Raw genomic sequence first — 21,583 nt, 5'->3', positions numbered from 1 at the left:
TCCCCGATGCGGTGCATTTTGCATCGTCAAAGCCGCAAAAACCATGCAGAAATGGCTAATTTTTGCTAGCATGCGCTCAGTTCACGAGCCGCCCCCTAGCGGCCCAGCGCCGGCTTTTCCGGCAGTATCCACACCCGACGCATGGCCACAGACAAAGAATTATCCGACTTTCTCGAAAACGTCGAGCGGCGTGCCTTCAAACAAGCCGTCTACGCAGTGCGCAAGGACGAATCCGCATTGGACATCGTGCAGGACGCGATGATCAAGCTCGCCGAAAAATACGGCGACAAGCCGGCCGCCGAGCTGCCGATGCTGTTCCAGCGCATTCTGCAAACCACCATCCTCGATTATTTCCGTAGGGAAAAGGTCCGCAACACCTGGGTCAGCCTGTTCTCGGGCATGGCGCCCTCGGGCGGCGAGAACGACGACTTTGATATACTCGAATCCTACGCCGCCGAAGACGGCACCGAGGCTTCCGAATCGAGCGCGGACAAGGTCGAGCGCCAGCAAATGCTGTCTTTGATCGATGCCGAAGTACAAAAGCTTCCGGCACGTCAACGAGAAGCCTTCCTTATGCGTTATTGGCAGGACATGGACGTGGCTGAAACAGCCGAAGCGATGGGATGTTCCGAAGGGAGCGTGAAGACACATTGCTCACGTGCAACACATACACTCGCGGAGTCGCTAAAAGCCTTGGGAATAACACTATGAATACCGACGATCTGAATTTCGCTTACAAAGTGCGCCACGCGCTCAATGAAAAGCTGGACGATCTGCCTGCATCGACCACAGACCGCCTGGCTCAGGCGCGCAAGCTGGCGCTCGCCCGTAAGAAAGCCGACGCACCGCAGACCGTGCGCGTAGCCAAGACGGAACTGGCTGGCGCCGGCGGCGGCTTCTTCTCGTTCACCTGGATGACCCGCATGAGCGTGGCGCTGCCATTGCTGGTGTTGGTCGGCGGCCTGGCCGGCATCTACCAGTACGAGCAGGAACAGCGCGTGGCCGACCTGGCCGAGCTCGACGCCGCCGTGCTGTCCGACGAATTGCCGCTGTCCGCCTACCTGGACCACGGTTTTAACGCCTACCTGACCCAAAGCGAGTAACCAGCATGGCATTGAGCGGTCGCGCAAAACGGGGCGCAGGAACGGTGGTGTTAGCGGTAGCAGCGGCAAGTGCCCTGATCGGCTGCGGCAACTCCGACACGCCGGCACAGCCTGCCGCGCAACAAGCTTCCGCAGCCGGCGCCCTGCCCGGCGCAGCGGCGGGCAAGCGCGCGTCGGCCAAGTCGCCGGAAAAAACCATGTGGAAGGATTTGACGCCCGCGCAGCAGCAGGCGCTGGAGCCGCTGGCGCCCGAATGGGACCAGATGGAGCCGATCCGCAAGCAAAAATGGCTGGGCATCGTCAAGCGCTACAACTCGATGAAGCCGGACGAGCAGGCCCGCGTGCAGGAGCGCATGCGCGAATGGGTCAAGATGACGCCGGACGAGCGTCGCCAGGTGCGCCAGAACTTCACCCGCGCGCAGAAGATCGACCCGTCGCAGAAATCCACGCAATGGGAATCCTACCAGCAGCTGCCGGAAGAACAGAAGCAGGAGCTGGCAGCCAAGGCGGCGATGAAGAAACAGGTCGCCAACCTGCCCACGCCCGCGCAAAGCAAGCTGAAAACCGTGGCGCCGATCAAGCCCGCCGTGCCGACCACCGGCGGCGGCCCTGCCACGGCGCCGGCCGCGACGACGGCCACCGCAGGCGCCGCGCCTGCCGTCGCGCCCGGCATCGATCCCGCCACCGGCGCAGCGATCCCCAACGCATCGAACGTGACGCCGGTGATCGCGCCAGCCGCAGCCACGCCCGCCTCCGCTCCGCCCGCCCAGCCTGCCAGCAGCAATGTCAAATAAGCCGCCTGTGATCGTACCGACCATCAAACGCCGTCTGATTTCGATGGTCTACGAAACCCTGCTGGGTTTCGCCGTGCTGTTCCTGCCCTTCCTGCTTTTTGAATTCGCCACCCAGGCCAGCCACACACCCACCGCCGAGCACATGCGCCAGGCACTGGCCTTCCTGGTGCTGGGCGCCTACTTCATCCACCAGTGGAGCCGCGACGGCCAGACGCTGGCGATGAAGACCTGGCGCCTGCAACTGGTCCGCCCCGGCCATGCCCACCTGTCGTTGCAGGCTGCGGCCGTGCGCTACCTGCTGAGCTGGATGTGGGTGCTGCCGGCGCTGCTGCTGTCGCTCGCGCTGGACCTGCACCGCTGGCAGGCGCTGGGCGCGGTCGGCGCCGGCATCCTGCTGTGGTCGCTGACGGCCTTCCTCGACAAGGACCGCCAGTTCCTGCACGACAAACTGACCGGCACCCGCCTGGTCCAGCTGCCGCCGCCGGAAAAGAAAAAGAAGGCAGTACCCGCAGTGTAATTCTTGCAATCTTCTGTGGCAGAATAGGACTTTTGCCACAGGGGGTAGCACATGACCAAAGCTGTTCGCTTGATGTACGGGGCAGTCCTTGCCCTGTCAGTCTCCGCCGCGTTCGCGGCCGACATTCCCGCCGCGCCCGTTGCGCGGGTTGAACCCGTCACCGATACCTACTTCGGCGAAGCCGTGATCGACCGCTATCGCTGGATGGAAAACGACAAAGACCCCGACTGGCTGCCCTACCTCAAGCAACAGAACGCCCACGCGCGCGGCCTGCTGGACGCGCTGCCGAAACGCGATGTGCTGCTGACCCGCATCCAGCAACTGTCCGGCGACGTCGCCACGCCGGCGCGCATACAAAAAGCCGGCGCGCGCCTGTTCTACCAGCAGCGCCCGGCCGGCGCCAACAACTTCAAGCTGTTCGTCCGCGAGCTTGGCAAAAACAGCGGCAAGGACCGCGTGCTGGTCGACCCGACCAAGCTCGACACCAAGACCAGCCACGTCTCGCTGGACTGGTGGCAAGCCTCACCGGACGGCAGCAAGCTGGCCTACGGCCTGTCCAAGGACGGCAGCGAAGACTCGGTGCTGCACATCATGGACGTGCGCACCGGCGTCATCCTCAAGGAGCGCATCGCCGACACGCAGGGGGCCGACCCGAACTGGCTGGACGACAGCTCCGGTTTCTTCTACAACCAGCTGACCGGCAAGAACAACACGCCGGAGCGCTACCTCGATGCGGTGGCCCGCTTCCACAAGCTGGGCACCGATCACGCCAAGGATCCGCTGCTGATGAAGCGCGGCCTCGACCCTGCGGTGAAGTATGAAAAAATCCAGGCGCCTTACATCGCCACCGCGCTGCACTCCAACACCGCGCTGCTGATCCTGAGCGACGTGCGTCCCGAGAAGCGCATCTATGCCGCACCGCTGCGCGACGTCATCAAGGGCAAAGCCAAGTGGCAGCAAGTGGCAGACTTCGCCGACGAAATCACCAACCTGGACCTGGACGGCGACAATCTGTACCTGCTGTCGACCAAGGACCATCCACGCGGACGCCTGCTGAAAACCTCGGCCAGCGCACCGTCGCTGGCCCAGGCCACCGAAGTGGTGCCGGAATCGAAACTGGTCCTGCAAGGCATAACGCGCGCCAAGGACGGCCTGTACCTGAGGGCGATGGACGGCGGCCCGAGCACGCTGCAACGCCTGGGCAACGACGGCAAGCTGACCACCATCGCCCTGCCGTTCGAAGGCACGCTGCGCGCCGTCGAAGCCGATCCGGCTGCGGCGGGCGTGCTGACCGTGCTGACCGGGTGGCTGGAACCGGCCGGCATCTGGAGCGTGGGCGCCGACGGCAAGGTAGTCGACACCGGCATCACGCCGAAGCCGGCCATCGACACCAGCGCTTACACCACCGAGCGCCGCTACGCCACCGCCAAGGATGGCACGCAGATTCCATATAGCCTGATCTACAAAAAAGGCCTGAAGATGGATGGCAAGAATCCGGCCTTCATCTCGGCCTACGGCAGCTACGGCTCGGCCGCGTACACGCCGTCGTTCGCCGGCCGCACGCTGGCACTGGCCGACCAGGGCGCCATCGTCGGCTACGCCAATGTGCGCGGCGGCGGCGAGTTCGGACGACAGTGGCACCGCGCGGGCCAGCTGGAAAACAAACCGAACACCTGGCGCGACCTGATCGCCGTGTGCGAGGACATCAACGCCAAGGGCTACACCTCGCCGCAGCATCTGGCGATCGGCGGCCGTTCGGCCGGCGGCATCACCATGGGCCGCGCGCTGGAAGAGCGTCCGGACCTGTTCGCGGCGGTGGTGTCGGGAGTGGGTTGGCACAATCCGCTGCGCTACGTGGCGGAGCAGAACGGCTACGGCGAAGAACCTGAATGGGGTGCGATCGCCGATCCGGCCGGCTTCAAGGCGCTGAAGAGCATCGACAGCTACCAGTTGGTGGAGGATGGCGCCAGGTACCCGGCCATCATGCTGACCACCGGCGTGACCGACCCGCGCGTGGCGCCGTTCCATCCGGCGAAGATGGCGGCCCGCTTGCAAACCGCAACGGCCAGCGGCAAGCCTGTGATACTGCGGGTGGACTTCGACGCCGGCCACGGCATGGGCTCGACCCGCGCGCAGCAGGATGTCGAAGCGGCCGATACCTACGCCTTCATCCTGTCGCAGACGACAGGGAAGTAATCAGAAGCGTTCGTGGGCCTGCAGGTAGCGCCACTCGCCTACCGGCAGGCTGGACATCGCGATGCGGCCGACGCGGATGCGCTTCAACGACACCACCGTCAGGCCGACCAGCTTGCACATATGTTCGATCTGGCCGGGCTTGGGGTTCTTCGGCGCGAAGCGCAGGCGGTTCTCGTTCTGCCAGCTGACCTTCATCGGCGGCAGCGGCTTGCCGTTGAACGGCAGGCCGTGGTTCAGCAGCGCCAGGCCGTTTTCCATGATGTTGCCCGTCACCTCGGCGATGATCTCGTGCTCGATCTTGGCCGCTTCGTCGACCAGCTTGCGGCTGACGCGGAAGTCCTGCGTGAACACCAACAGGCCGCTCGCATGCGTTTCCAGCGGCGTGGTCAGGGTCAGGTTGACCAGGTGGCGCTTGAGGAAGCGCTGGCCCGGCGCGGAGCGCGTCAGCGAGGCTGGGTTCAGCAGGTGCACGGCCGGCGAGCCGTCCTTGCCGATGCCGCCGTTGGCGCCCACAGGTTTGTGCAGCAGTATCGTCACCGGCAGGATTTCGAACAAGGTCGCATCCGGCGCGACCACGATCTGCTGTTCCATCGTCACGCGGGCGCCCGCCTCTTCCACCACAACGCCATCGACGCTGACGAATCCGCCCTCGATATAGAGTTCGGCTTCGCGGCGCGAGCAAGGGCGCATCTCCGACAGGCGCTTGGCCAGGCGGACGGTGTTGTCGGTGCTGTTGTCAGCGGTGGTATCGGTCATCCGAAGAAATCTCCAAAAACGGTAATGGCGCGGTCGATGTCCGCGCGCGATGCATCCATGTGCGTGACGATGCGCAGGTGCGGCGACATCGATACGCGGATGCGGGTCAGTTGCAGCACGTCGTTCAAAGCACGGCAGGTATCGGCCGGGATATCGACGTAGAAAATATTGGTTTGCGGCGTGCTGACCTTGATGCCTTTCAGCTTGGCCAGCTCGCCCGCGAAATAGGCGGCGTTGTCGTGGTCTTCCGCCAGCCGCTCGAAGTTGTGCTGCAAGGCGTACATGCCGCCCGCCGCGATCATGCCCGCCTGGCGCATGCCGCCGCCCAACATCTTGCGCCAGCGCCGCGCCTCGGCGATCAAAGGCTTGCTGCCACACAGGACGGAGCCGATCGGCGCGCCCAAGCCCTTGGACAGGCACACGGAAACGGAGTCAAATCCGGCGACAGCGGCACGCGGGGTCACACCCAACTTGACGGCGGCATTGCAGATACGGGCGCCGTCGAGGTGCGTGGCCAGGCCGCGCTCATGCGCCAGCGTGGTCGCCTGCTTCAGGTAGTCGAGACCCAGCACGCGGCCGCCGATGGTGTTCTCCAACGCCAGCAACTTGGTACGGGCGAAGTGGAAATCATCAGGCTTGATATAGGCTTCGATGTCGGCCAGCGCGATGCTGCCGTCGGGCTGGTTGATGATGGGCTGCGGCTGGATACTGCCCAGCACCGCCGCGCCACCGCCTTCGTAGCGATAGGTATGGGCTTCCTGCCCGACCAGGTATTCGTCGCCGCGGCCGCAGTGGGCCAGCAACGCCAGCAGATTGCTCTGGGTACCGGACGGCGCGAACAGCGCATCCTCGTAGCCGAACAAATCGGCCGCGTATTCCTGCAAGCGGTTGACGGTTGGGTCATCGCCGTAGACGTCGTCGCCGACGTCCGCTGCATTCATCGCGGCGCGCATCGCCGCACTGGGGCGGGTGATGGTGTCGCTGCGGAGGTCCAACCATTTTTCGTTCAGCTCACTCATCGATCCCAGCCCTTTCTGATTTACTGTTTAGCTACCTGCTCGGTGAAGAAGCGGTTGCCCATCTCCTCCAGCCCCAATGTCTCCAGCACTTCCTGCAGCCGCTCCGATGGACGCTGGCGCGGCAGGTTCTTGTACGTGGCGATGATCAGCTCATTCTTCATCGAGTGCTCCCAGCCTACCAGCTCGGTCACGTTGACGTGGTAGCCGTGCGCCTCCAGTTGCAGGCAGCGCAGCACGTTGGTGATCTGGCTGCCGAATTCGCGCGTGTGGATGGGATGGCGCCAGATCTCGGTCAGCGCGGACTTGGCCAGCGACTTGCCCTTGTTCTTCTTCAGCACCGACGCGACTTCCGCCTGGCAGCAAGGCACCAGCACCATGTACTTGGCCTTCTTCTTCAGCGCGAAGTGGATGGCGTCGTCGGTCGCCGTGTTGCAGGCGTGGAGCGCGGTGACGACATCGATCTGCTCCGGCAGCAGCTTCGATTCGGTGGACTCGGCCACCGACAGCGGCAGGAAGGACATGCCGGGGAAGTTAAACTGCTTGGCCAGTTCCTGCGAACGGGCCACCAGCTCTTCGCGCGTCTCGATGCCGTAGATGTGCGAGTTATCGCCCAACGCCTTGAAGAACAGGTCGTAGATGATGAAGCCCAGGTAGGACTTGCCGGCGCCGTGGTCGACCAGCGACACGCTGTCCTTCCCGGCCAGCACTTCCTTCAGCAGCGGCTCGATGAACTGGTACAGGTGGTAGACCTGCTTCAGCTTGCGGCGGCTGTCCTGGTTCATCTTGCCGTCGCGGGTCAGGATGTGCAGCTCTTGCAGCAGCGCGACGGTCTGGCCTTCGCGGATTTCCGGCATGTTGTCCGCGCCGGTGACGGTGGCGCCGATCTTGGTGGCTTGCTTACTTGGCTTCATCGATCCACGCCTGCTGTACCGCTTCAAGAACCTTTTCACCGCCGCGCGTATGGTCGTCGTCGAACTCTTCGAGGTCAACGATCCAGTTGTGCAGATCGGTGAAGCGGATAGTCAGCGGATCGATGTCCGGGTGCTTATCGTAGAGCGCTTCCGCAATCGCGGTGATGTCGGTCCATTTCATATCAGTGCCCGCCTTCGCTTGCGTGATTGATGGTGTATTTCGGGATCTCGACGACCAGGTCTTCGTTCGCGACCACGGCCTGGCACGACAGGCGCGACACGGCTTCCAGGCCCCAGGCTTTATCCAGCAGGTCTTCTTCGGTCTCGCTGGCTTCGCTCAGCGAGTTGAAGCCTTCGCGCACCAGCACGTGGCAGGTGGTGCAGGCGCAGGACTTCTCGCAGGCGTGCTCGATGTGGATGTCATTTTCGAGCATGATGTCGCACAGGGTCTTGCCGACTTCGGCTTCAACGACGGCGCCGTCCGGGCACAGTTTTGCGTGGGGCAGGAATACGATTTGTGGCACTTGATACCTCTAGGTTTGTTTAAACTACCTGGTCCAGCGTCTTGCCGGCCAGTGCGCTGCGCACGCTGCGATCCATGCGGCGCGATGCGAATTCTTCGGTGCCGTGCGCCAGCGCCTCGACGGCCGACTTCACCGCCGCGTGATCGGCGGCGCCGGTCTGCGATTGCGCGACCACGTCGCGCACCGTGTCCATCAGGGCGTCGACCGCAACGCGCTCTTCGTCCGACAGCAAGCCCGCGTCTTCATCCAGCGCCGACTGCGTGGCCAGGATGATGCGCTCGGCCTCGACCTGCTCTTCGCGCAGTGCGCGGGCAACCATGTCGGTATCGGCCGATTTGTACGAATCCTGCAGCATGCGCGCCACGTCGTCGTCGCCCAGGCCGTAGGCCGGCTTGACGGTGATCGATGCCTCCACGCCGGAGCGCAGCTCGCGTGCGGACACCGACAGCAAGCCGTCCGCATCCACCTGGTAGGTGATGCGGATGCGCGCCGCGCCGGCCACCATCGGTGGAATGCCGCGCAGCTCGAAGCGCGCCAGCGAACGGCAATCGGACACCAGCTCACGCTCGCCCTGCAGCACATGCACCGCCAGCGCGGTCTGGCCGTCTTTAAACGTGGTGAACTCCTGCGCGCGGGCGCAAGGGATGGTCGAGTTGCGCGGGATGATCTTCTCGACCAGGCCGCCCATGGTTTCGATACCCAGCGACAGCGGGATCACGTCCAGCAGCAGCCAGTCGTCGCCCGGCGCGCGGTTGCCGGCCAGCAGATTGGCCTGCACCGCAGCGCCCAGCGCCACCACCTTGTCCGGATCGATGTTCGCATGCGGGATGGTGTGGAAGTACTCGCTGACAGCGCGCTGCACGTGCGGCATGCGCGTCGCGCCGCCGACCATGACCACGCCATCGACATCGTCCGCGTCGACGTTGGCGTCGCGCAGCGCTTTCTTGATGGCCTTCATGGTCTTTTCGATCAGGTGCTTGGTGATCTCCTGGAAGGTCTCGGCGGTGATCTTCAGATGCACTTCCTCGCCGGAGCCGAGGATGGCGTCGACGGTCACATCATTCTTGGTCGACAGCTGTTCTTTGGCTTCGCGTGCCTTGACCATCAGCACGGCGGTGTCTTCGTCCGACAACGGCGCCAGTTTTTCCTGCTGGTGGATGTAGCAGAAAAGGCGGTGGTCGAAGTCGTCGCCGCCCAGCGCGGAATCGCCGCCGGTGGACAGTACTTCAAACACGCCCTTGCTCAATTTGAGGATGGAGATGTCGAAGGTGCCGCCGCCCAGATCGTAGACGGCGTACAGGCCTTCCGAACCGTTATCCAGGCCGTAGGCGATGGCGGCGGCGGTCGGCTCGCTCAGCAGGCGCAGCACGTTGATGCCAGCCAGTTGCGCCGCATCCTTGGTGGCCTGGCGCTGCGCGTCGTCGAAGTAAGCCGGCACGGTGATGACCGCGCCCACCAGGTCGTCGCCCAGCGAATCTTCGGCGCGCTGGCGCAGCGTGGCCAGGATCTGCGCCGATATCTCGACCGGGCTCTTGATGCCGGCGATGGTCTTCAGCTGCACCATGCCAGGGGTGTCCTGGAAATCGTAGGGCATGTTTTCCGCGTAGGCGATATCGGCCAGGCCGCGGCCCATGAAGCGCTTGACGGAGACAATGGTGTTCTTCGGATCGGTGGTCTGCGCGGCCTGCGCCTTGTAGCCGATGTTGGCGTGGCCGTTCGGCAGGTAGCGCACCACGGACGGCAGCAGCGGGCGGCCATCCTCATCGTTCAGCACTTCTGGAATGCTGTTGCGCACCGTGGCGACCAGCGAATTGGTGGTGCCCAGGTCGATACCGACCGCCAGCCGATGCTGGTGCGGTGCGGTGGACATGCCGGGTTCGGAAATTTGCAGAAGTGCCATGGATGGACCTGTATTCTTATCTTGTCTGCTGAGGGTGCGCGCACGAGGCGCCGCGCTCAGGCTTCGATTGCTTCGAAGGCGAAGCGGACTTCTTCGCCGAATTTTTCAAGGAACATCAGCGCGCGCACGCCTTGCGCCGCCGCGTGGAAATCGCCGGCGCCGATCTGCGTCTCGATCTCCGCCAGGCGCGCCTTGCGTTCGTTGCGCAGCTGCTTGTCCAGTGCTTCCAGCGCGTCGCTGTCCTTGGCGGCGCGGGCGTCGCCCAGTTCTTCGCGCCACTCCATCTGCTGCATCAGGAAGGCCATTGGCATCGCCGTATTCGACTCGGTCTGCAAATCGACGCCATTGAGCTCGCACAGGTACTGCGCGCGCTTCTGCGGATTTTTCAGGGTCTGGTAGGCTTCGTTGGCGCGGGTGGCCCACTGCATCGCGACGCGCTTTTCGGCGTCGGTGGCATTGACGAATTTGTCGGGATGGACGCGGCTCTGCACGTCGCGGTAGGCGCTGTCCAGCGCCCCCGCGTCTACGGCAAACTGCTGCGGCAGATTGAACAGCTCAAAGTGATTTTGCATGGCTTATCAGATGCGGAAGCTTTCGCCGCAACCGCAAGCGTCTTTCTCGTTCGGGTTATGGAACTTGAAGCCTTCGTTCAAGCCTTCGCGGGCGAAATCGAGCTCGGTGCCGTCGATGTACGGCAGGCTTTTCGGGTCGACGAATACCTTCACGCCATGCGATTCGAAGACGCTGTCCTCTTCCGCGATTTCGTCCACGTATTCCAGCTTGTAGGCCAGGCCCGAGCAGCCGGTGGTACGCACGCCAAAACGCAAACCGACGCCTTTACCACGGCGTTCGATGTAGCGGTTGATATGCTTGGCTGCTTTTTCGGTCAGGGTGATTGCCATTTGATTCTCCGTACCGGCGGCGACATGCGCCGCCGGTGTAAAACAGACTTAGGCCGCGACTGGGTGCTTGGTCTGGTAGTCCAGTACCGCTGCCTTGATGGCGTCTTCCGCCAGGATCGAGCAGTGGATTTTCACTGGCGGCAGCGCCAGTTCTTCAGCGATCTGGGTGTTCTTGATGGCCAGCGCCTGATCCAGCGTCTTGCCCTTGACCCATTCGGTCACGAGCGAGCTGGAAGCGATGGCCGAACCGCAGCCGTAGGTCTTGAACTTCGCATCTTCGATCAGGCCATCGGCGCCGACTTTGATCTGCAACTTCATCACGTCGCCGCAAGCCGGTGCGCCGACCATGCCGGTGCCGACGGTTTCATCGCCCTTTTCGAACGCGCCCACGTTGCGTGGATTTTCGTAGTGGTCCAACACTTTTTCCGAGTAAGCCATTTTGATGCTCCTGTATCTTAAAAATTAGTGGGCTGCCCATTGGATCGAGCTGATGTCGATGCCCTCTTTGAACATGTCCCACAGTGGCGACAGCTCACGCAGTTTGTGTACCTTGGACTTCATCAGGTTGATGGCGAAGTCGATGTCCTCTTCGGTGGTGAAGCGGCCGATGGTGAAACGGATCGAGCTGTGCGCCAGCTCGTCGCTGCGGCCCAGCGCGCGCAGCACATACGATGGCTCCAGCGAAGCCGAGGTGCAGGCCGAACCGGACGACACGGCCAGGTCTTTCACGGCCATGATCAGCGACTCGCCTTCGACGTAGTTGAAGCTGACGTTCAGGTTGTGCGGCACGCGGTGTTCCATGTCGCCGTTGATGTAGGTTTCTTCGATTTCCTGCAGGCCCTTGGCCAGGCGGTCGCGCAGGCCCTTGATGCGGGCGATCTCGCTGTCCATTTCCACTTTCGCCAGGCGGAAGGCTTCGCCCATGCCGACGATCTGGTGGGTAGGCAGGGTGCCGGAGCGCAGGCCGCGCTCGTGGCCGCCGCCGTGCATTTGCGCTTCGATGCGCACGCGCGGCTTGCGGCAGACGTACAGCGCGCCGATGCCTTTAGGACCGTAGGTCTTGTGCGCGGTGAAGGTCATCAGGTCGACCTTGGTTTTTTGCAGATCGATCACCACCTTGCCGGTCGCTTGCGCGGCGTCGCAGTGGAAGATGATGCCTTTCGAGCGGCACAGCGCGCCGATTTCGTCGATAGGCTGGATCACGCCGATCTCGTTGTTGACCAGCATGACGGAGACCAGGATGGTGTCCGGACGGATGGCGGCGGTCAGTTGCTCGATGGTGATCAGGCCGTTGTCCTGCGGTTCCAGGTAGGTCGCCTCGAAGCCGACGCGCTCCAGTTCACGCACCGTGTCCAGCACAGCCTTGTGCTCGGTCTTGACGGTGATGATGTGCTTGCCCTTGGTTTTGTAGAACTGCGCCGCGCCCTTGATCGCCAGATTGTTCGATTCGGTGGCGCCGGAGGTCCAGATGATTTCGCGCGGGTCGGCATTGACCAGGGCCGCGACGTGGCCGCGCGCCTCTTCCACGGCCTTTTCCGCAGTCCAGCCGTACATGTGGCTGCGCGACGCCGGATTGCCGAACTGCTCGCGCAGGTAAGGAATCATCATGTCGGCAACGCGCGGATCGATCGGCGTGGTGGCCGAGTAGTCCATGTAGATCGGGAAATGCGGGGCGGTCTGGAACTTCACTGGCGCGATGTTTTTTTCTGGGGCATTCATCTGGTAACTCCGGGTTTTCTGTGTAATCTCTTAACCAAGCGCGGCGTGGTTACGGTGCATCACGACCACGTTTTGTTCAGCATTCTTTTGCTTCTGTTGATCGACCAGATCCTGCAACGAGACGGAATCCAGGTAATCCACCATTTTTTCGTTCAGCGTGGCCCACAGCTCGTGGGTCATGCAGCGCGCGCCGCTGGCGGCGTCCGCGCCGTGGCAATTTTCCTTGCCGCCGCACTGGGTCGCATCGAGCGGTTCATCGACGGCGATGATGATGTCGGCCACCGTGACCTTGTCGGCGCGGCGGGCCAGGCTGTAGCCGCCGCCCGGGCCGCGGATCGACTCGACGATCTCATGGCGGCGCAGCTTGCCGAACAACTGTTCCAGGTAGGACAGCGAAATGGCCTGGCGCTGGCTGATGCCGGAGAGCGTGACCGGGCCTTTGCCTTGGCGCAAAGCCAGATCGATCATCGCAGTCACAGCAAAACGGCCTTTGGTGGTCAGACGCATCACTACCTCGGTTCAACTGGGTTAAAATATCGACCTTGTCGCTAATCGCAAAGGCTGATTAGTTGATCGATTTAGTCAAGTATACCAAACTTTAACAAAGTTTGCCCGGAGCCCCTTGCGCCCAAAGGGTTGCTTAGCGTTTCAACAACTCCATCGGTTTAAACAACTGGTGCATGTCCCGATTGCCGATGAAGCTTAGGTTGTAAGGATGTTCCGCAGCGATCTGCGGGAATTCTTTCATTACTGGCAACTTGCTCAGCAACTCAGCGATCTTCCCCCACAGAATCATCGTCGGCGTCTTCGACGCCTGCGCGGCCAGGCCGGCCATCACGGTTTCGAAGAACGGCAGCCAGGCCTTGGCGTCCTTGGCCGGGGCCACGTGGCTGCGGAACACCAGCGAGGCGTTCAGCAGCAAAAATCCCTGTTCGGTCAGTTTCTGCTGCATGTCGGCCAGGGTCTGGATGTGGCTGCCGGCGCCGCTGCGGGCGCGGGCGGAGACGGCGGCCATGGCCTCGCCCGCCGTGTTTTCCAGCGACAGCTGGCCGTCGGCCACCAGCAGCATCTTCATGAAGTTGCGCAGCGAGGTGGCCTTGTTGACCGGTTTGGACAGGCCGCCGCCCTCCTCGTTCGACCACAGGCTGCCAACGGCGCCATCCATGAAGCAGACGCCGGTGGCGCTTTCCGCGCGCGGATAAGGGCCTTCACCGACCAGCACGTAGCGCACCTGCTGCAGCGGCAGCGCGAAGGCGGCGAACAGGCGTTGTTCGGTCGGCAGGTATTGGTCGTTGGCCAGTTGCGGCAGGTAATCGGGCGTGGCGGCCATCATCGCCTCCAGGCCCTGCACCAGCAATGGACGCCAGGAAGCATCTGCGCGCGCCAGCGCATCGAGGATCGAAGTCGGGATCGTCATGAGGGAAAGCTTTCGGGGAAAGGCGAGATTGTATCGTCTATCCCCCTTTTTGCCCACAGGCCGAATTACTGGCCGTCGAGCCAGCCGCCGCTGAAGCCGGCGTTTTGCAATCCATTGCGCAGGTAGGTGTTACGCCGCAGCAGGCTCCAGGGGAAATCGTTTAGATGGTTTTCCACCATGATGACGGTCGGCCCTTCGTTGATGCCGAAATGGTAGGGCGACACCCAGCGCCGGCAGCCGCTCTCGCACAGATGGAAAATCGTCGAGAACGACGCCTTGAAGCCGTAGGGATTAGCCTCGCACAGTTGCAGGTCCTGAAAATACGCGATGCTGGGCAGCACCAGCTCCGGCGCGAACGGCAGCGAGGCCGCCACCGCCCATGGCGCCACCGTGCCGTCGTCGGGGCCGTAGGGAGCGCCGCGCCCGACGTAGTCGTAGAACTTGCGCTGCACGCCGCCGATCTTGCGGGTGGTCGGGCCGGGGCCGTCGCTGGCCGTGATGCCCCAGCATAGCGCGCCGTAATCCGGAAAGCCGAGCGGGTTCTCGATCGCATAGCGCTGTTGGACGTAGACCGCGCGGCGGCTGTTTTCGAAATAATCGAGGTCGTGTTGGCGCATGAAGTCGTCGCGGATGCCGCGCAGGTCCAGCCAGATGTGCGACATCTGGTGGATGAACAACGGCCCCGCGTACAGATAATCGATGCCGTATACCGATTTCCATTCGTAGGTGCTGGCCCAGGCGTCGTAGCTTTCGCGCCCGATGGGAAAGGTGGGCGATCCCAGCGCCAGCACGTAGAGTATCAACGCCTCGTCGTACCCTTCCCAGTGCCAGCGCAGGAAACCCGTCTCCGGTTTCCAGCCGTGGCACAGCAGCGCCTTGCGCCGGCGCATCCACTGCCAGTCCACACGCCGGTACAGCATGTGCGCCAGTTCGCGGATCTCCTGCTCGCCGGCCGACTCGCCGCTGAAGTATTCGGCCGCCGTCAGCATGCCGGCGATCAGCAGCGCGGTGTCGATGCTGGACAGCTCGCACTTCCCGGCCCGCGCCCCGCTCTCCATGTCGAGGAAGTGATAGTAAAAGCCTTTGTAGCCGGTGGCGCCGGGCGCGTCGCTTTGCTCGCTGTTGGCGAAGAAGCGCAAGGTGGTCAGCGTGCGCAGCACGGCCTCGCTGCGCGGCATGCAGCCGCGCTCGACGCCTATCGTGTAAGCGGTCAACGCCATGCCGACGGCGGCGATGCTGGCCGGCCAGCCGGGTTCGGTCTTGTCGCGTATCAGGCCGTTGGCCGGATTGATTTCGTGGATGAAGTATTCAAACGAATCCTTCTGCATCTCGGTCAACAGCTGCAGCGCGGCTGCATCGATCATGCTGGGAGAGCGCTCAACAGGCGGCATTGTGGTCATGGCGTGCACGGCAATACGAAAACCTCATGCTGTCACAAGGCTCCGCCTGCGTATGTGCATCAGCGCACGAATGGCGGCATCAGGCATCCAGCTCGGCGCGATTACGGCCCAGCTGCTTGGCGCGGTAGAGCGCGGCGTCGGCGGCGCGCAGCAGCTGTTCGGCCGATTCGCCGGCCTTGGGTGTCCATGCGGCCACGCCGATGCTGACCGTCAGCATGCCGCCCGGCGCCTGCGCGTGCGGCAGGGCCAGCGCCTCCAGCGCCTCGCACACGCGGCGGGCGATGGTCAGTGCGCTGTCGGCGTCGGTGGCCGGGGCGATGAACGCGAACTCTTCGCCACCGTAGCGCGCCACCATGTCGCCGGTGCGTTGCAACTGGGCCGCGAATTCGGCGGCCACGCGGCGCAGGCATGCGTCGCCGTCCTGATGGCCATAGTGGTCGTTGTAGCGCTTGAAGAAATCGATATCCAGCAAGCCCACCGCCAGCGGCCGCTCCAGCCGCGCCGCGCGCGACCATTCCGTCGCCAGCACAAGATCGAAGCGGCGGCGATTGGCGATGCCGGTCAGGCTATCCGTCATACTCAACTCCGCCAGGCGCGCATTGGCTTCGTTCAGTTCCGAGGTGCGCTGCGCTACCCGTTCTTCCAGCAGCCGCTCCGACGATTGCAGGCTGGCGATCAGGCTGGACTGGGCTTCGTAGGCGGCGCGCCGGGCCTCGGCCTTCTCGCGCCGCATGACGTGGACGCGGTCGGCCAGCGCGAAGGCCAGCAGCATCATCTCGCAGGCCGAGCCGATCTGGCTGCCGTGATTGGTCAGCAGATTGTGCGGCAGCAGCGCCATCGCCGCCAGCGAGCTGCTCATATTGCCGATCAGGAGCACGAAGAACGCGCCGCTGAAATAGTAGGCGCTGCGCGAACGCTTGTAAGCGCAAACCAGGCTGACGATCATGATCAGCGGCGAAGCCACGCTCCAGATGGTGGTGATCGGCCGGGCGACGTACGTGTAGAACACCACCATGGCCACCGGCGACAGCACGAAGAAAGCCAGCAAGGCCAGCAGCACCTTGTCCAGCCGCGGCACCAGCGTGCGCGTGCCCAGCATGCTGCGCATGAACACCAGCAGCAGCGCGGCCGACAGCGAGAACAGGATGGACGCCGCCAGGTTCGGCCACGCCCCCTGCGCGCCCGGCCACAGCCACTCATGCGCGAGGCCGTTCTGCCCCGCCAGGCCCAGCGCGACGCAGCCGACAAAAGCCACATACATCAAGTAGAGCCGGTCGCCCAGCGTGGCGAACAGCACCAGGTTGAACAGCATCATCGCCAGCGCCATGCCGAAGTAGACGCCTTGCAGCAGATAGTCCTGGCCCTCGTAGGCCAGGTAAGCCTCGGGCGACCACAGCCGCGCGGGGATCAGCTTGGCGCCGTTGGAGGCGATGCGCAGGTAGACCACCTGCTGCGAATGCGCCGCCAGCTCCAGCGGAAAAACGAAATAGCGGTTGTGATATGGGCGCGTCGCATACGGCTGCGCGCTGCCCGTGTGCAGCGCCCGGTAGCGGCCGTCGGCGCCGAGGGTGTACAGGGTGATCGAACTCAGGCGGGCATTGCTGATCTCCAGCATGCGCTGCAGCGGCGCGGCGCCGGGATTGCGCAAGTCCAGCCGCAGCCAGTAGGCCGAACGCGTGTAGCCGAAACTGAGCGCCTCGTCGGCCTGGCCGCTTGCCTGGAAGCGCGCGCCGGCGGCCAGCACGTCATCGATGGTGAGCTGTTGCGCCGGATCTTCGAGCACATCCAGGTGCGAGGTCAGCACCAGCGTGCCGCGCGGGAGCGCGCTGGCGTCGACGATATCGTTGGCCTGCGCCGCGCCGTGCAGCGACAACACCAGAAGCAAAAGCAGGGACAACAGCAGGGACCGCGGCAGAGTCAAAGTATTCCAAGTCATGCACGATATGTTACTGCAATTCAACTTGCGGCGATTGAAATTTTCTAGCACTATTTGCTAACCTTCCTGTCAACTTATATGCACTCCGAACCCTGCGAGGCTTTTGTGGCGACTCCCGACATCTCCCGTCTGAAAATCGAGCGCGGCGCCACCACCCAGGTACCGGGCCAGCGCTCCAAACGCCGCCGCTGGATCAAGATCGCGCTGGCGGTGATCGTCGCCGGCATCGGCGGCAAGGTCGCCATGGGCCAGTTCGGCAGCAAGGCCAGCGTGGACACCGTCACCGTCGCGCAGACCTGGCCGTCGCAGAGCTACACCCTGCTCAACGCCACCGGCTACGTGGTGGCGCAGCGCAAGGCGGCGCTGTCGTCCAAGGCCACCGGCCGGCTGGAGTGGCTGGGCGTGCTCGAAGGCAGCAAGGTCAAAAAGGACGAGGTGATCGCGCGGCTGGAGAACCGCGACGTCAGCGCCACGCTGGGCCAGGCCCAGGCCAACGTCAAGGTGGCGCAAGCCAATCTGGAACAGGGACAGGCCGAGCTGCTCGACGCCCAGGCCAACTTCAAGCGCACTGCCGAACTGCTCAACCAGAAATTCATCACCGCCTCCGCCTACGACACCGCGCAGGCGCGGCTGACCAAGGCCAAGGCCAATATCTCCGGCTACAACGCCGCCATCGCCGCCGCCAGGGCCAACGCGCAGGTCGCCCAGGTGGCGCTGGACCAGACCGTGATCCGCGCCCCGTTCGACGGCGTGATCCTGACCAAGAACGCCAACGTCGGCGACAACATCACGCCCTTCTCTTCCGCCGCCGACAGCAAGGGCGCTGTCGTCACCATCGCCGACATGGATACGCTTGAAGTGGAAGCCGATGTCTCCGAGTCCAACCTGAGCAAGATCCGCGCGGACCAGCCGACCGAAATCCTGCTCGACGCCTTCCCCGAGCTGCACCTGGCCGGTACCGTCTCGCGCATGGTGCCGACCATGGACCGCAGCAAGGCGACCTTGCTGGTCAAGGTGCGCTTCGTCGACCACGATCCACGCGTGCTGCCTGACATGAGCGCCAAGGTGGCCTTCCTGTCCAAGGCCGTGCCGCCGGAGGACAGGAAGGCCGTGACAGCCGTGCAGCCGGCCGCCATCGTCACGCGCGACGGCAAGCCGGTGGTGTTCCTGCTCGAAGGCGACAAGGTCAGGCAGGTCGCCGTCACGCAGGGCCGCAAGATCGGCGAGCTCACCGAAGTCAAAGGCATCAGGCCCGGCGACAAGGTGGTGCTGGCGCCGGACGCCAAGCTGCACGACGGCGCCCTTGTCAGCCTGGCGAAAAAATAAGCGGGGAAAAAAGCGTGAGCGAACCACTGGTACTGATAGAACACCTGGTCAAGTCCTACCGCCGCGGCGACCAGGTGGTGGAGGTGCTGCGCGATATCAGCCTGGCGATACCGGCCGGCGACTTCACCGCGCTGATGGGGCCTTCCGGCTCCGGCAAGAGCACGCTGCTCAACCTGATCGCCGGCATCGACAAGCCGGATCGCGGCATACTGCGCATCGCCGGCCTCGATATCGCCGGCATGGGCGAGACCGACCTGGCGCACTGGCGCGCGGCCAACGTCGGCTTCATCTTCCAGTTCTATAACCTGATGCCGGTGCTGTCGGCGTTCGAGAACGTCGAGCTGCCGCTGCTGCTCACGCCCCTGTCGCGGCGCGAACGGCGCGAGCGCGTCGAGCTGACGCTGGAGATGGTCAACCTGGCCGACCGCATGGACCACACGCCGAACGAACTGTCCGGCGGCCAGCAGCAGCGCGTGGCCATCGCCCGCGCCATCGTCACCGACCCGGCGATCATCGTGGCAGACGAACCGACCGGCGACCTGGATCGGAACTCGGCCACCGAGATCCTGGCCCTGCTGCAGCAGCTGAACCAGCAGCTGGGCAAGACCATCATCATGGTGACGCACGACGCCCACGCGGCGGCGCAGGCGCGCACCATGATCCATCTCGAAAAGGGCGAACTGCTCGACGGCCTGCCGGCCGTGCACGCGTAACGCCATGTACACGCTGCGGCTGATCTTCAAGAACACCATGCGCCACAAGCTGCGCACCTCGCTGACCATCCTCGGCCTGGTGGTGGCGATCTTTTCCTTCGGCCTGCTGCAAACGGTGGTGGACGCGTGGTACGCCGGCGCCGAGGGCGCGTCCAACACCACGCTCGTCACGCGCAACAAGACCTCGCTGGTGTTCCCGCTGCCGCTGTCCTACCAGGCGCGCATCCGCGCGGTGCCCGGCGTATCCGGCGTCGGCTTCGCCAACTGGTTCCAGGGCACGTACAAGGATCCGAAGAACTTCTTCGCGCAGTTCGCCATCTCCGGCGACACCTACCTGAACATCTACCCCGACTACCTGCTGCCTCCCGACGACCGCGCCGCCTTCCTGCGCGACCGCAAGGGCTGCATCGTCGGCCGCAAGCTGGCCGACCAATACGGCTTCAAGGTGGGCGACATCATTCCGCTCAAGGGCACCATCTATCCCGGCAACTGGGAGCTGGTGGTGCGCGGCATCTACGACGGCAAGCAGAGCACCACCAACACCGCCACCCTGTTCTTCCACTGGGACTACGTCAACGAGACGATGAAGAAGGTGGCGCCGCGCCGCGCCAACCAGATCGGCGTGTACGTGGTGCAGATCGACCAGCCGGAAAACGCCGCCGCCATCTCGGCCGCAGTGGACAAGGAGTTCGCCAACTCGCTGGCCGAGACGCTGACCGAAACCGAGAAAGCCTTCCAGCTGGGCTTTGTGTCGATGTCGGAGGCCATCGTGGTGGCGATCCGCGTGGTGTCGTTCGTGGTCATCATCATTATCGCAGCGGTGATGGCCAACACCATGGCCATGAGCGCGCGCGAGCGGCTCGGCGAGTACGCCACGCTGAAGGCGCTGGGCTTCGGCCCCGGCTTCCTGGCGCTGATGATCTTCGGCGAATCGCTGCTGCTGTCGGCCTTCGGCGCGGCCATCGGCATCGTCATCCTGTTCCCGTTCGCCGCCTTCCTCGGCAAGGTGATGGGCACCATGTTCCCGGTGTTCGAAGTGTCGCAGCTGACGGTTATCCAGCAGGTGCTGGCGGCGCTGGCCATCGGCGCCGTGGCCGCCATCGCGCCGACCGTGCGCGCGGTGCGCATCAACATCGTCGACGGCTTGAGGAGCATAGGTTGAAGATTCCTATTTCCTACGTGGCGCGCAACCTGTGGGCCCGCCGCCTGACCACCGCGCTGACCGGCGCCGGCCTGGCGCTGGTGGTGTTCGTGTTCGCCACGGTGCTGATGCTGGACGAAGGCCTGCGCAACACCATGGTGACGACCGGCGAATACGACAACGTGATCCTGATACGCCGCTCGGCCGACACCGAAGTACAGAGCGGCATCGACCGCACCCAGGCCAGCGTGGCCTCCAGCCATCCGGCCATCGCGCGCGGCGCCGACGGCCAGCCGATGCTGTCGAAAGAAACCGTGGTGCTCATCTCGCTCAACAAGCGCGGCTCGGCCAAGCCGTCCAACGTCATCATCCGCGGCATCTCGCAGCGCGGCATGATGTTGCGGCCGCAGGTCAGGCTGACGGCAGGCCGCATGTTCCGTACCGGCGCTTCCGAGATCATCGCCGGCGCCAGCATCGCGCGCCGCTTCGAGGGCGCAGGCATCGGCGAGAAGCTGCGCTTCGGCCAGCGCGAATGGACCGTGGTCGGCCTGTTCGACGCCGGCAACAGCGGCTTCGATTCCGAGATCTGGGGCGACGCCGACCAGTTGATGCCGGCCTTCCGCCGCAACGCCTATTCGGCCATGGTGCTGCGGCTGGCCGACACTTCGCTGTTCGACGGTTTCAAGAAGGACATCGAAAGCGATCAGCGCCTGACGCTGGACGCCAAGCGCGAACAGACCTTCTACTCGGACCAGTCGAAGGCGCTGTCCACCTTCATCAGCGTGCTGGGGCTGATCCTGTCGGTGATCTTCTCGATCGGCGCGATGATAGGCGCCACCATCACCATGTACGCCTCGGTCGCCAACCGCGTCGGCGAGATCGGCACCTTGCGCGCATTGGGCTTCCAGCGCCGCAGCATCCTGGCCGCCTTCCTGGCCGAGTCCATGCTGCTGGCGGTGGTGGGCGGCGCGCTGGGCCTGGCCTGCGCCTCGCTGATGCAGTTCCTGTCCTTCTCGACCACCAATTTCCAGTCCTTCTCCGAGCTGGCCTTCGGCTTCCGGCTGACGCCCGCCATCGTGGTCAAAACGCTCATGTTTTCGCTGGCGATGGGCGTGGTCGGCGGCTTCCTGCCGGCGCTGCGCGCGGCCCGCATGAAAATCGTCGACGCACTGCGGGCCGCATGAAAAAAAGGCGGGGCGATATGTACCGGCCAAGCAACAGTAGTGAAAAGAAAGCATGTTAGACTTGCTTGAATGCAAATTTCGCTGCCCATGCTTTTTTGCCTTCGGATACACCGCCGATCATGCCG

23 protein-coding genes are annotated in these 21,583 nt (G+C 63.9%); 9 read left to right on the top strand and 14 right to left on the bottom strand.

The genetic code is table 11. From position 1 onward, the window contains the following. Positions 1–141: 141 nt before the first annotated feature. The 5 genes from DUGA2_RS08665 to DUGA2_RS08645 are packed head-to-tail and all read left to right on the top strand — an operon-like array spanning position 142 to position 4,610. Positions 142–711 (top strand): RNA polymerase sigma factor, encoded by a 570-nt coding sequence (locus DUGA2_RS08665; protein ID WP_070268772.1) that lies wholly within the window; start codon positions 142–144, stop codon positions 709–711. After that, complete coding sequence (locus DUGA2_RS08660; RefSeq protein WP_070268769.1) at positions 708–1,103, top strand: DUF3619 family protein; 396 nt, start codon at positions 708–710, stop codon at positions 1,101–1,103. Before DUGA2_RS08665 ends, DUGA2_RS08660 begins: the two co-directional genes overlap by 4 nt. Before the next feature lie 47 nt (positions 1,104–1,150). Further along, a complete protein-coding gene (locus DUGA2_RS08655; RefSeq protein WP_229214636.1) occupies positions 1,151–1,897 on the top strand; it encodes a DUF3106 domain-containing protein in 747 nt (248 codons plus the stop codon). A 7-nt stretch (positions 1,898–1,904) separates the two neighbouring features. Next, complete coding sequence (locus tag DUGA2_RS08650) at positions 1,905–2,414, top strand: RDD family protein (protein WP_307169861.1); 510 nt, start codon at positions 1,905–1,907, stop codon at positions 2,412–2,414. A gap of 51 nt (positions 2,415–2,465) precedes the next feature. Next, positions 2,466–4,610 carry a prolyl oligopeptidase family serine peptidase gene (locus DUGA2_RS08645; protein WP_070268760.1) on the top strand — a complete coding sequence of 715 codons (2,145 nt, stop codon included), beginning with the start codon at positions 2,466–2,468 and terminating at the stop codon, positions 4,608–4,610. Here the strand turns inward: DUGA2_RS08645 and DUGA2_RS08640 are convergent, their stop codons facing one another. The 14 genes from DUGA2_RS08640 to DUGA2_RS08575 form a co-directional block, all read right to left on the bottom strand. Further along, the gene (locus tag DUGA2_RS08640; RefSeq protein WP_070268757.1) at positions 4,611–5,366 is read right to left on the bottom strand and encodes an rRNA pseudouridine synthase; all 756 of its coding nucleotides are present in this window, start codon (positions 5,364–5,366) and stop codon (positions 4,611–4,613) included. It abuts the gene before it with no gap. Then, positions 5,363–6,385: a low-specificity L-threonine aldolase gene (gene ltaE / locus DUGA2_RS08635; protein ID WP_070268753.1), complete on the bottom strand. Its 1,023-nt coding sequence runs from the start codon at positions 6,383–6,385 to the stop codon at positions 5,363–5,365. Before ltaE ends, DUGA2_RS08640 begins: the two co-directional genes overlap by 4 nt. A 20-nt stretch (positions 6,386–6,405) precedes the next feature. Next, complete coding sequence (locus DUGA2_RS08630) at positions 6,406–7,296, bottom strand: SAM-dependent methyltransferase (protein WP_070268751.1); 891 nt, start codon at positions 7,294–7,296, stop codon at positions 6,406–6,408. Beyond that, positions 7,283–7,477 carry a Fe-S cluster assembly protein IscX gene (gene iscX, locus DUGA2_RS08625; RefSeq protein WP_008450499.1) on the bottom strand — a complete coding sequence of 65 codons (195 nt, stop codon included), beginning with the start codon at positions 7,475–7,477 and terminating at the stop codon, positions 7,283–7,285. The genes DUGA2_RS08630 and iscX overlap by 14 nt, the downstream gene beginning before the upstream one ends. Before the next feature lies 1 nt (position 7,478). Further along, a complete protein-coding gene (fdx, locus tag DUGA2_RS08620) occupies positions 7,479–7,820 on the bottom strand; it encodes an ISC system 2Fe-2S type ferredoxin (RefSeq protein ID WP_008450501.1) in 342 nt (113 codons plus the stop codon). Between the two features lie 19 nt (positions 7,821–7,839). Next, positions 7,840–9,720 carry a Fe-S protein assembly chaperone HscA gene (gene hscA, locus DUGA2_RS08615; RefSeq protein ID WP_070268747.1) on the bottom strand — a complete coding sequence of 627 codons (1,881 nt, stop codon included), beginning with the start codon at positions 9,718–9,720 and terminating at the stop codon, positions 7,840–7,842. A 56-nt stretch (positions 9,721–9,776) separates the two neighbouring features. After that, positions 9,777–10,292 carry a Fe-S protein assembly co-chaperone HscB gene (gene hscB, locus DUGA2_RS08610; protein WP_070268745.1) on the bottom strand — a complete coding sequence of 172 codons (516 nt, stop codon included), beginning with the start codon at positions 10,290–10,292 and terminating at the stop codon, positions 9,777–9,779. 6 nt (positions 10,293–10,298) lie between these two features. Beyond that, positions 10,299–10,622, bottom strand: a complete 324-nt coding sequence (gene iscA, locus DUGA2_RS08605) for an iron-sulfur cluster assembly protein IscA (protein ID WP_008450508.1) — start codon at positions 10,620–10,622, stop codon at positions 10,299–10,301. A gap of 48 nt (positions 10,623–10,670) precedes the next feature. Next, positions 10,671–11,060: a Fe-S cluster assembly scaffold IscU gene (gene iscU, locus DUGA2_RS08600; protein WP_008450509.1), complete on the bottom strand. Its 390-nt coding sequence runs from the start codon at positions 11,058–11,060 to the stop codon at positions 10,671–10,673. A 24-nt stretch (positions 11,061–11,084) separates the two neighbouring features. Then, positions 11,085–12,341 carry an IscS subfamily cysteine desulfurase gene (locus tag DUGA2_RS08595; protein ID WP_070268742.1) on the bottom strand — a complete coding sequence of 419 codons (1,257 nt, stop codon included), beginning with the start codon at positions 12,339–12,341 and terminating at the stop codon, positions 11,085–11,087. Between the two features lie 30 nt (positions 12,342–12,371). After that, positions 12,372–12,848 carry a Fe-S cluster assembly transcriptional regulator IscR gene (iscR, locus tag DUGA2_RS08590; protein ID WP_008450513.1) on the bottom strand — a complete coding sequence of 159 codons (477 nt, stop codon included), beginning with the start codon at positions 12,846–12,848 and terminating at the stop codon, positions 12,372–12,374. Between the two features lie 133 nt (positions 12,849–12,981). After that, positions 12,982–13,758, bottom strand: a complete 777-nt coding sequence (locus DUGA2_RS08585; protein ID WP_070268739.1) for a uracil-DNA glycosylase — start codon at positions 13,756–13,758, stop codon at positions 12,982–12,984. Between the two features lie 65 nt (positions 13,759–13,823). Then, positions 13,824–15,122 (bottom strand): glucoamylase family protein, encoded by a 1,299-nt coding sequence (locus DUGA2_RS08580; RefSeq protein WP_070268735.1) that lies wholly within the window; start codon positions 15,120–15,122, stop codon positions 13,824–13,826. A gap of 115 nt (positions 15,123–15,237) precedes the next feature. Next, on the bottom strand, positions 15,238–17,055 hold the full coding sequence (locus tag DUGA2_RS08575) for a diguanylate cyclase (protein WP_229214635.1): 1,818 nt from the start codon (positions 17,053–17,055) through the stop codon (positions 15,238–15,240). Between the two features lie 144 nt (positions 17,056–17,199). Here DUGA2_RS08575 and DUGA2_RS08570 point away from each other — a divergent pair, with 144 nt between their 5' ends. The 4 genes from DUGA2_RS08570 to DUGA2_RS08555 are packed head-to-tail and all read left to right on the top strand — an operon-like array spanning position 17,200 to position 21,458. Then, on the top strand, positions 17,200–18,420 hold the full coding sequence (locus DUGA2_RS08570) for an efflux RND transporter periplasmic adaptor subunit (RefSeq protein ID WP_070269087.1): 1,221 nt from the start codon (positions 17,200–17,202) through the stop codon (positions 18,418–18,420). 14 nt (positions 18,421–18,434) lie between these two features. Next, positions 18,435–19,133: an ABC transporter ATP-binding protein gene (locus DUGA2_RS08565; protein WP_070268729.1), complete on the top strand. Its 699-nt coding sequence runs from the start codon at positions 18,435–18,437 to the stop codon at positions 19,131–19,133. A gap of 4 nt (positions 19,134–19,137) precedes the next feature. After that, positions 19,138–20,295, top strand: coding sequence for an ABC transporter permease (locus tag DUGA2_RS08560; RefSeq protein ID WP_008450525.1), 1,158 nt, complete (start codon positions 19,138–19,140; stop codon positions 20,293–20,295). Then, positions 20,292–21,458 (top strand): ABC transporter permease, encoded by a 1,167-nt coding sequence (locus DUGA2_RS08555; RefSeq protein ID WP_070268727.1) that lies wholly within the window; start codon positions 20,292–20,294, stop codon positions 21,456–21,458. The genes DUGA2_RS08560 and DUGA2_RS08555 overlap by 4 nt, the downstream gene beginning before the upstream one ends. Positions 21,459–21,583 lie beyond the last annotated feature (125 nt).

Origin of the sequence: Duganella sp. HH101, assembly GCF_001758795.1 — a bacterium.
Taxonomy (GTDB): Bacteria; Pseudomonadota; Gammaproteobacteria; order Burkholderiales; family Burkholderiaceae_D; genus Rugamonas; species Rugamonas rivuli.
This window is presented reverse-complemented; position numbering and strand designations above follow the sequence as displayed.

Excerpts from the sequence above, each read along its gene's own strand:
- DUGA2_RS08665 (WP_070268772.1), top strand. The coding sequence starts at position 142 with ATGGCCACAGACAAAGAATTATCCGACTTTCTCGAAAACGTCGAGCGG.
- DUGA2_RS08660 (WP_070268769.1), top strand. The coding sequence starts at position 708 with ATGAATACCGACGATCTGAATTTCGCTTACAAAGTGCGCCACGCGCTC.
- DUGA2_RS08645 (WP_070268760.1), top strand. The coding sequence starts at position 2,466 with ATGACCAAAGCTGTTCGCTTGATGTACGGGGCAGTCCTTGCCCTGTCA.
- DUGA2_RS08640 (WP_070268757.1), bottom strand. The coding sequence starts at position 5,366 with ATGACCGATACCACCGCTGACAACAGCACCGACAACACCGTCCGCCTG.
- ltaE (WP_070268753.1), bottom strand. The coding sequence starts at position 6,385 with ATGAGTGAGCTGAACGAAAAATGGTTGGACCTCCGCAGCGACACCATC.
- DUGA2_RS08630 (WP_070268751.1), bottom strand. The coding sequence starts at position 7,296 with ATGAAGCCAAGTAAGCAAGCCACCAAGATCGGCGCCACCGTCACCGGC.
- iscX (WP_008450499.1), bottom strand. The coding sequence starts at position 7,477 with ATGAAATGGACCGACATCACCGCGATTGCGGAAGCGCTCTACGATAAG.
- hscA (WP_070268747.1), bottom strand. The coding sequence starts at position 9,720 with ATGGCACTTCTGCAAATTTCCGAACCCGGCATGTCCACCGCACCGCAC.
- hscB (WP_070268745.1), bottom strand. The coding sequence starts at position 10,292 with ATGCAAAATCACTTTGAGCTGTTCAATCTGCCGCAGCAGTTTGCCGTA.
- iscA (WP_008450508.1), bottom strand. The coding sequence starts at position 10,622 with ATGGCAATCACCCTGACCGAAAAAGCAGCCAAGCATATCAACCGCTAC.
- iscU (WP_008450509.1), bottom strand. The coding sequence starts at position 11,060 with ATGGCTTACTCGGAAAAAGTGTTGGACCACTACGAAAATCCACGCAAC.
- DUGA2_RS08595 (WP_070268742.1), bottom strand. The coding sequence starts at position 12,341 with ATGAATGCCCCAGAAAAAAACATCGCGCCAGTGAAGTTCCAGACCGCC.
- iscR (WP_008450513.1), bottom strand. The coding sequence starts at position 12,848 with ATGCGTCTGACCACCAAAGGCCGTTTTGCTGTGACTGCGATGATCGAT.
- DUGA2_RS08585 (WP_070268739.1), bottom strand. The coding sequence starts at position 13,758 with ATGACGATCCCGACTTCGATCCTCGATGCGCTGGCGCGCGCAGATGCT.
- DUGA2_RS08580 (WP_070268735.1), bottom strand. The coding sequence starts at position 15,122 with ATGATCGATGCAGCCGCGCTGCAGCTGTTGACCGAGATGCAGAAGGAT.
- DUGA2_RS08560 (WP_008450525.1), top strand. The coding sequence starts at position 19,138 with ATGTACACGCTGCGGCTGATCTTCAAGAACACCATGCGCCACAAGCTG.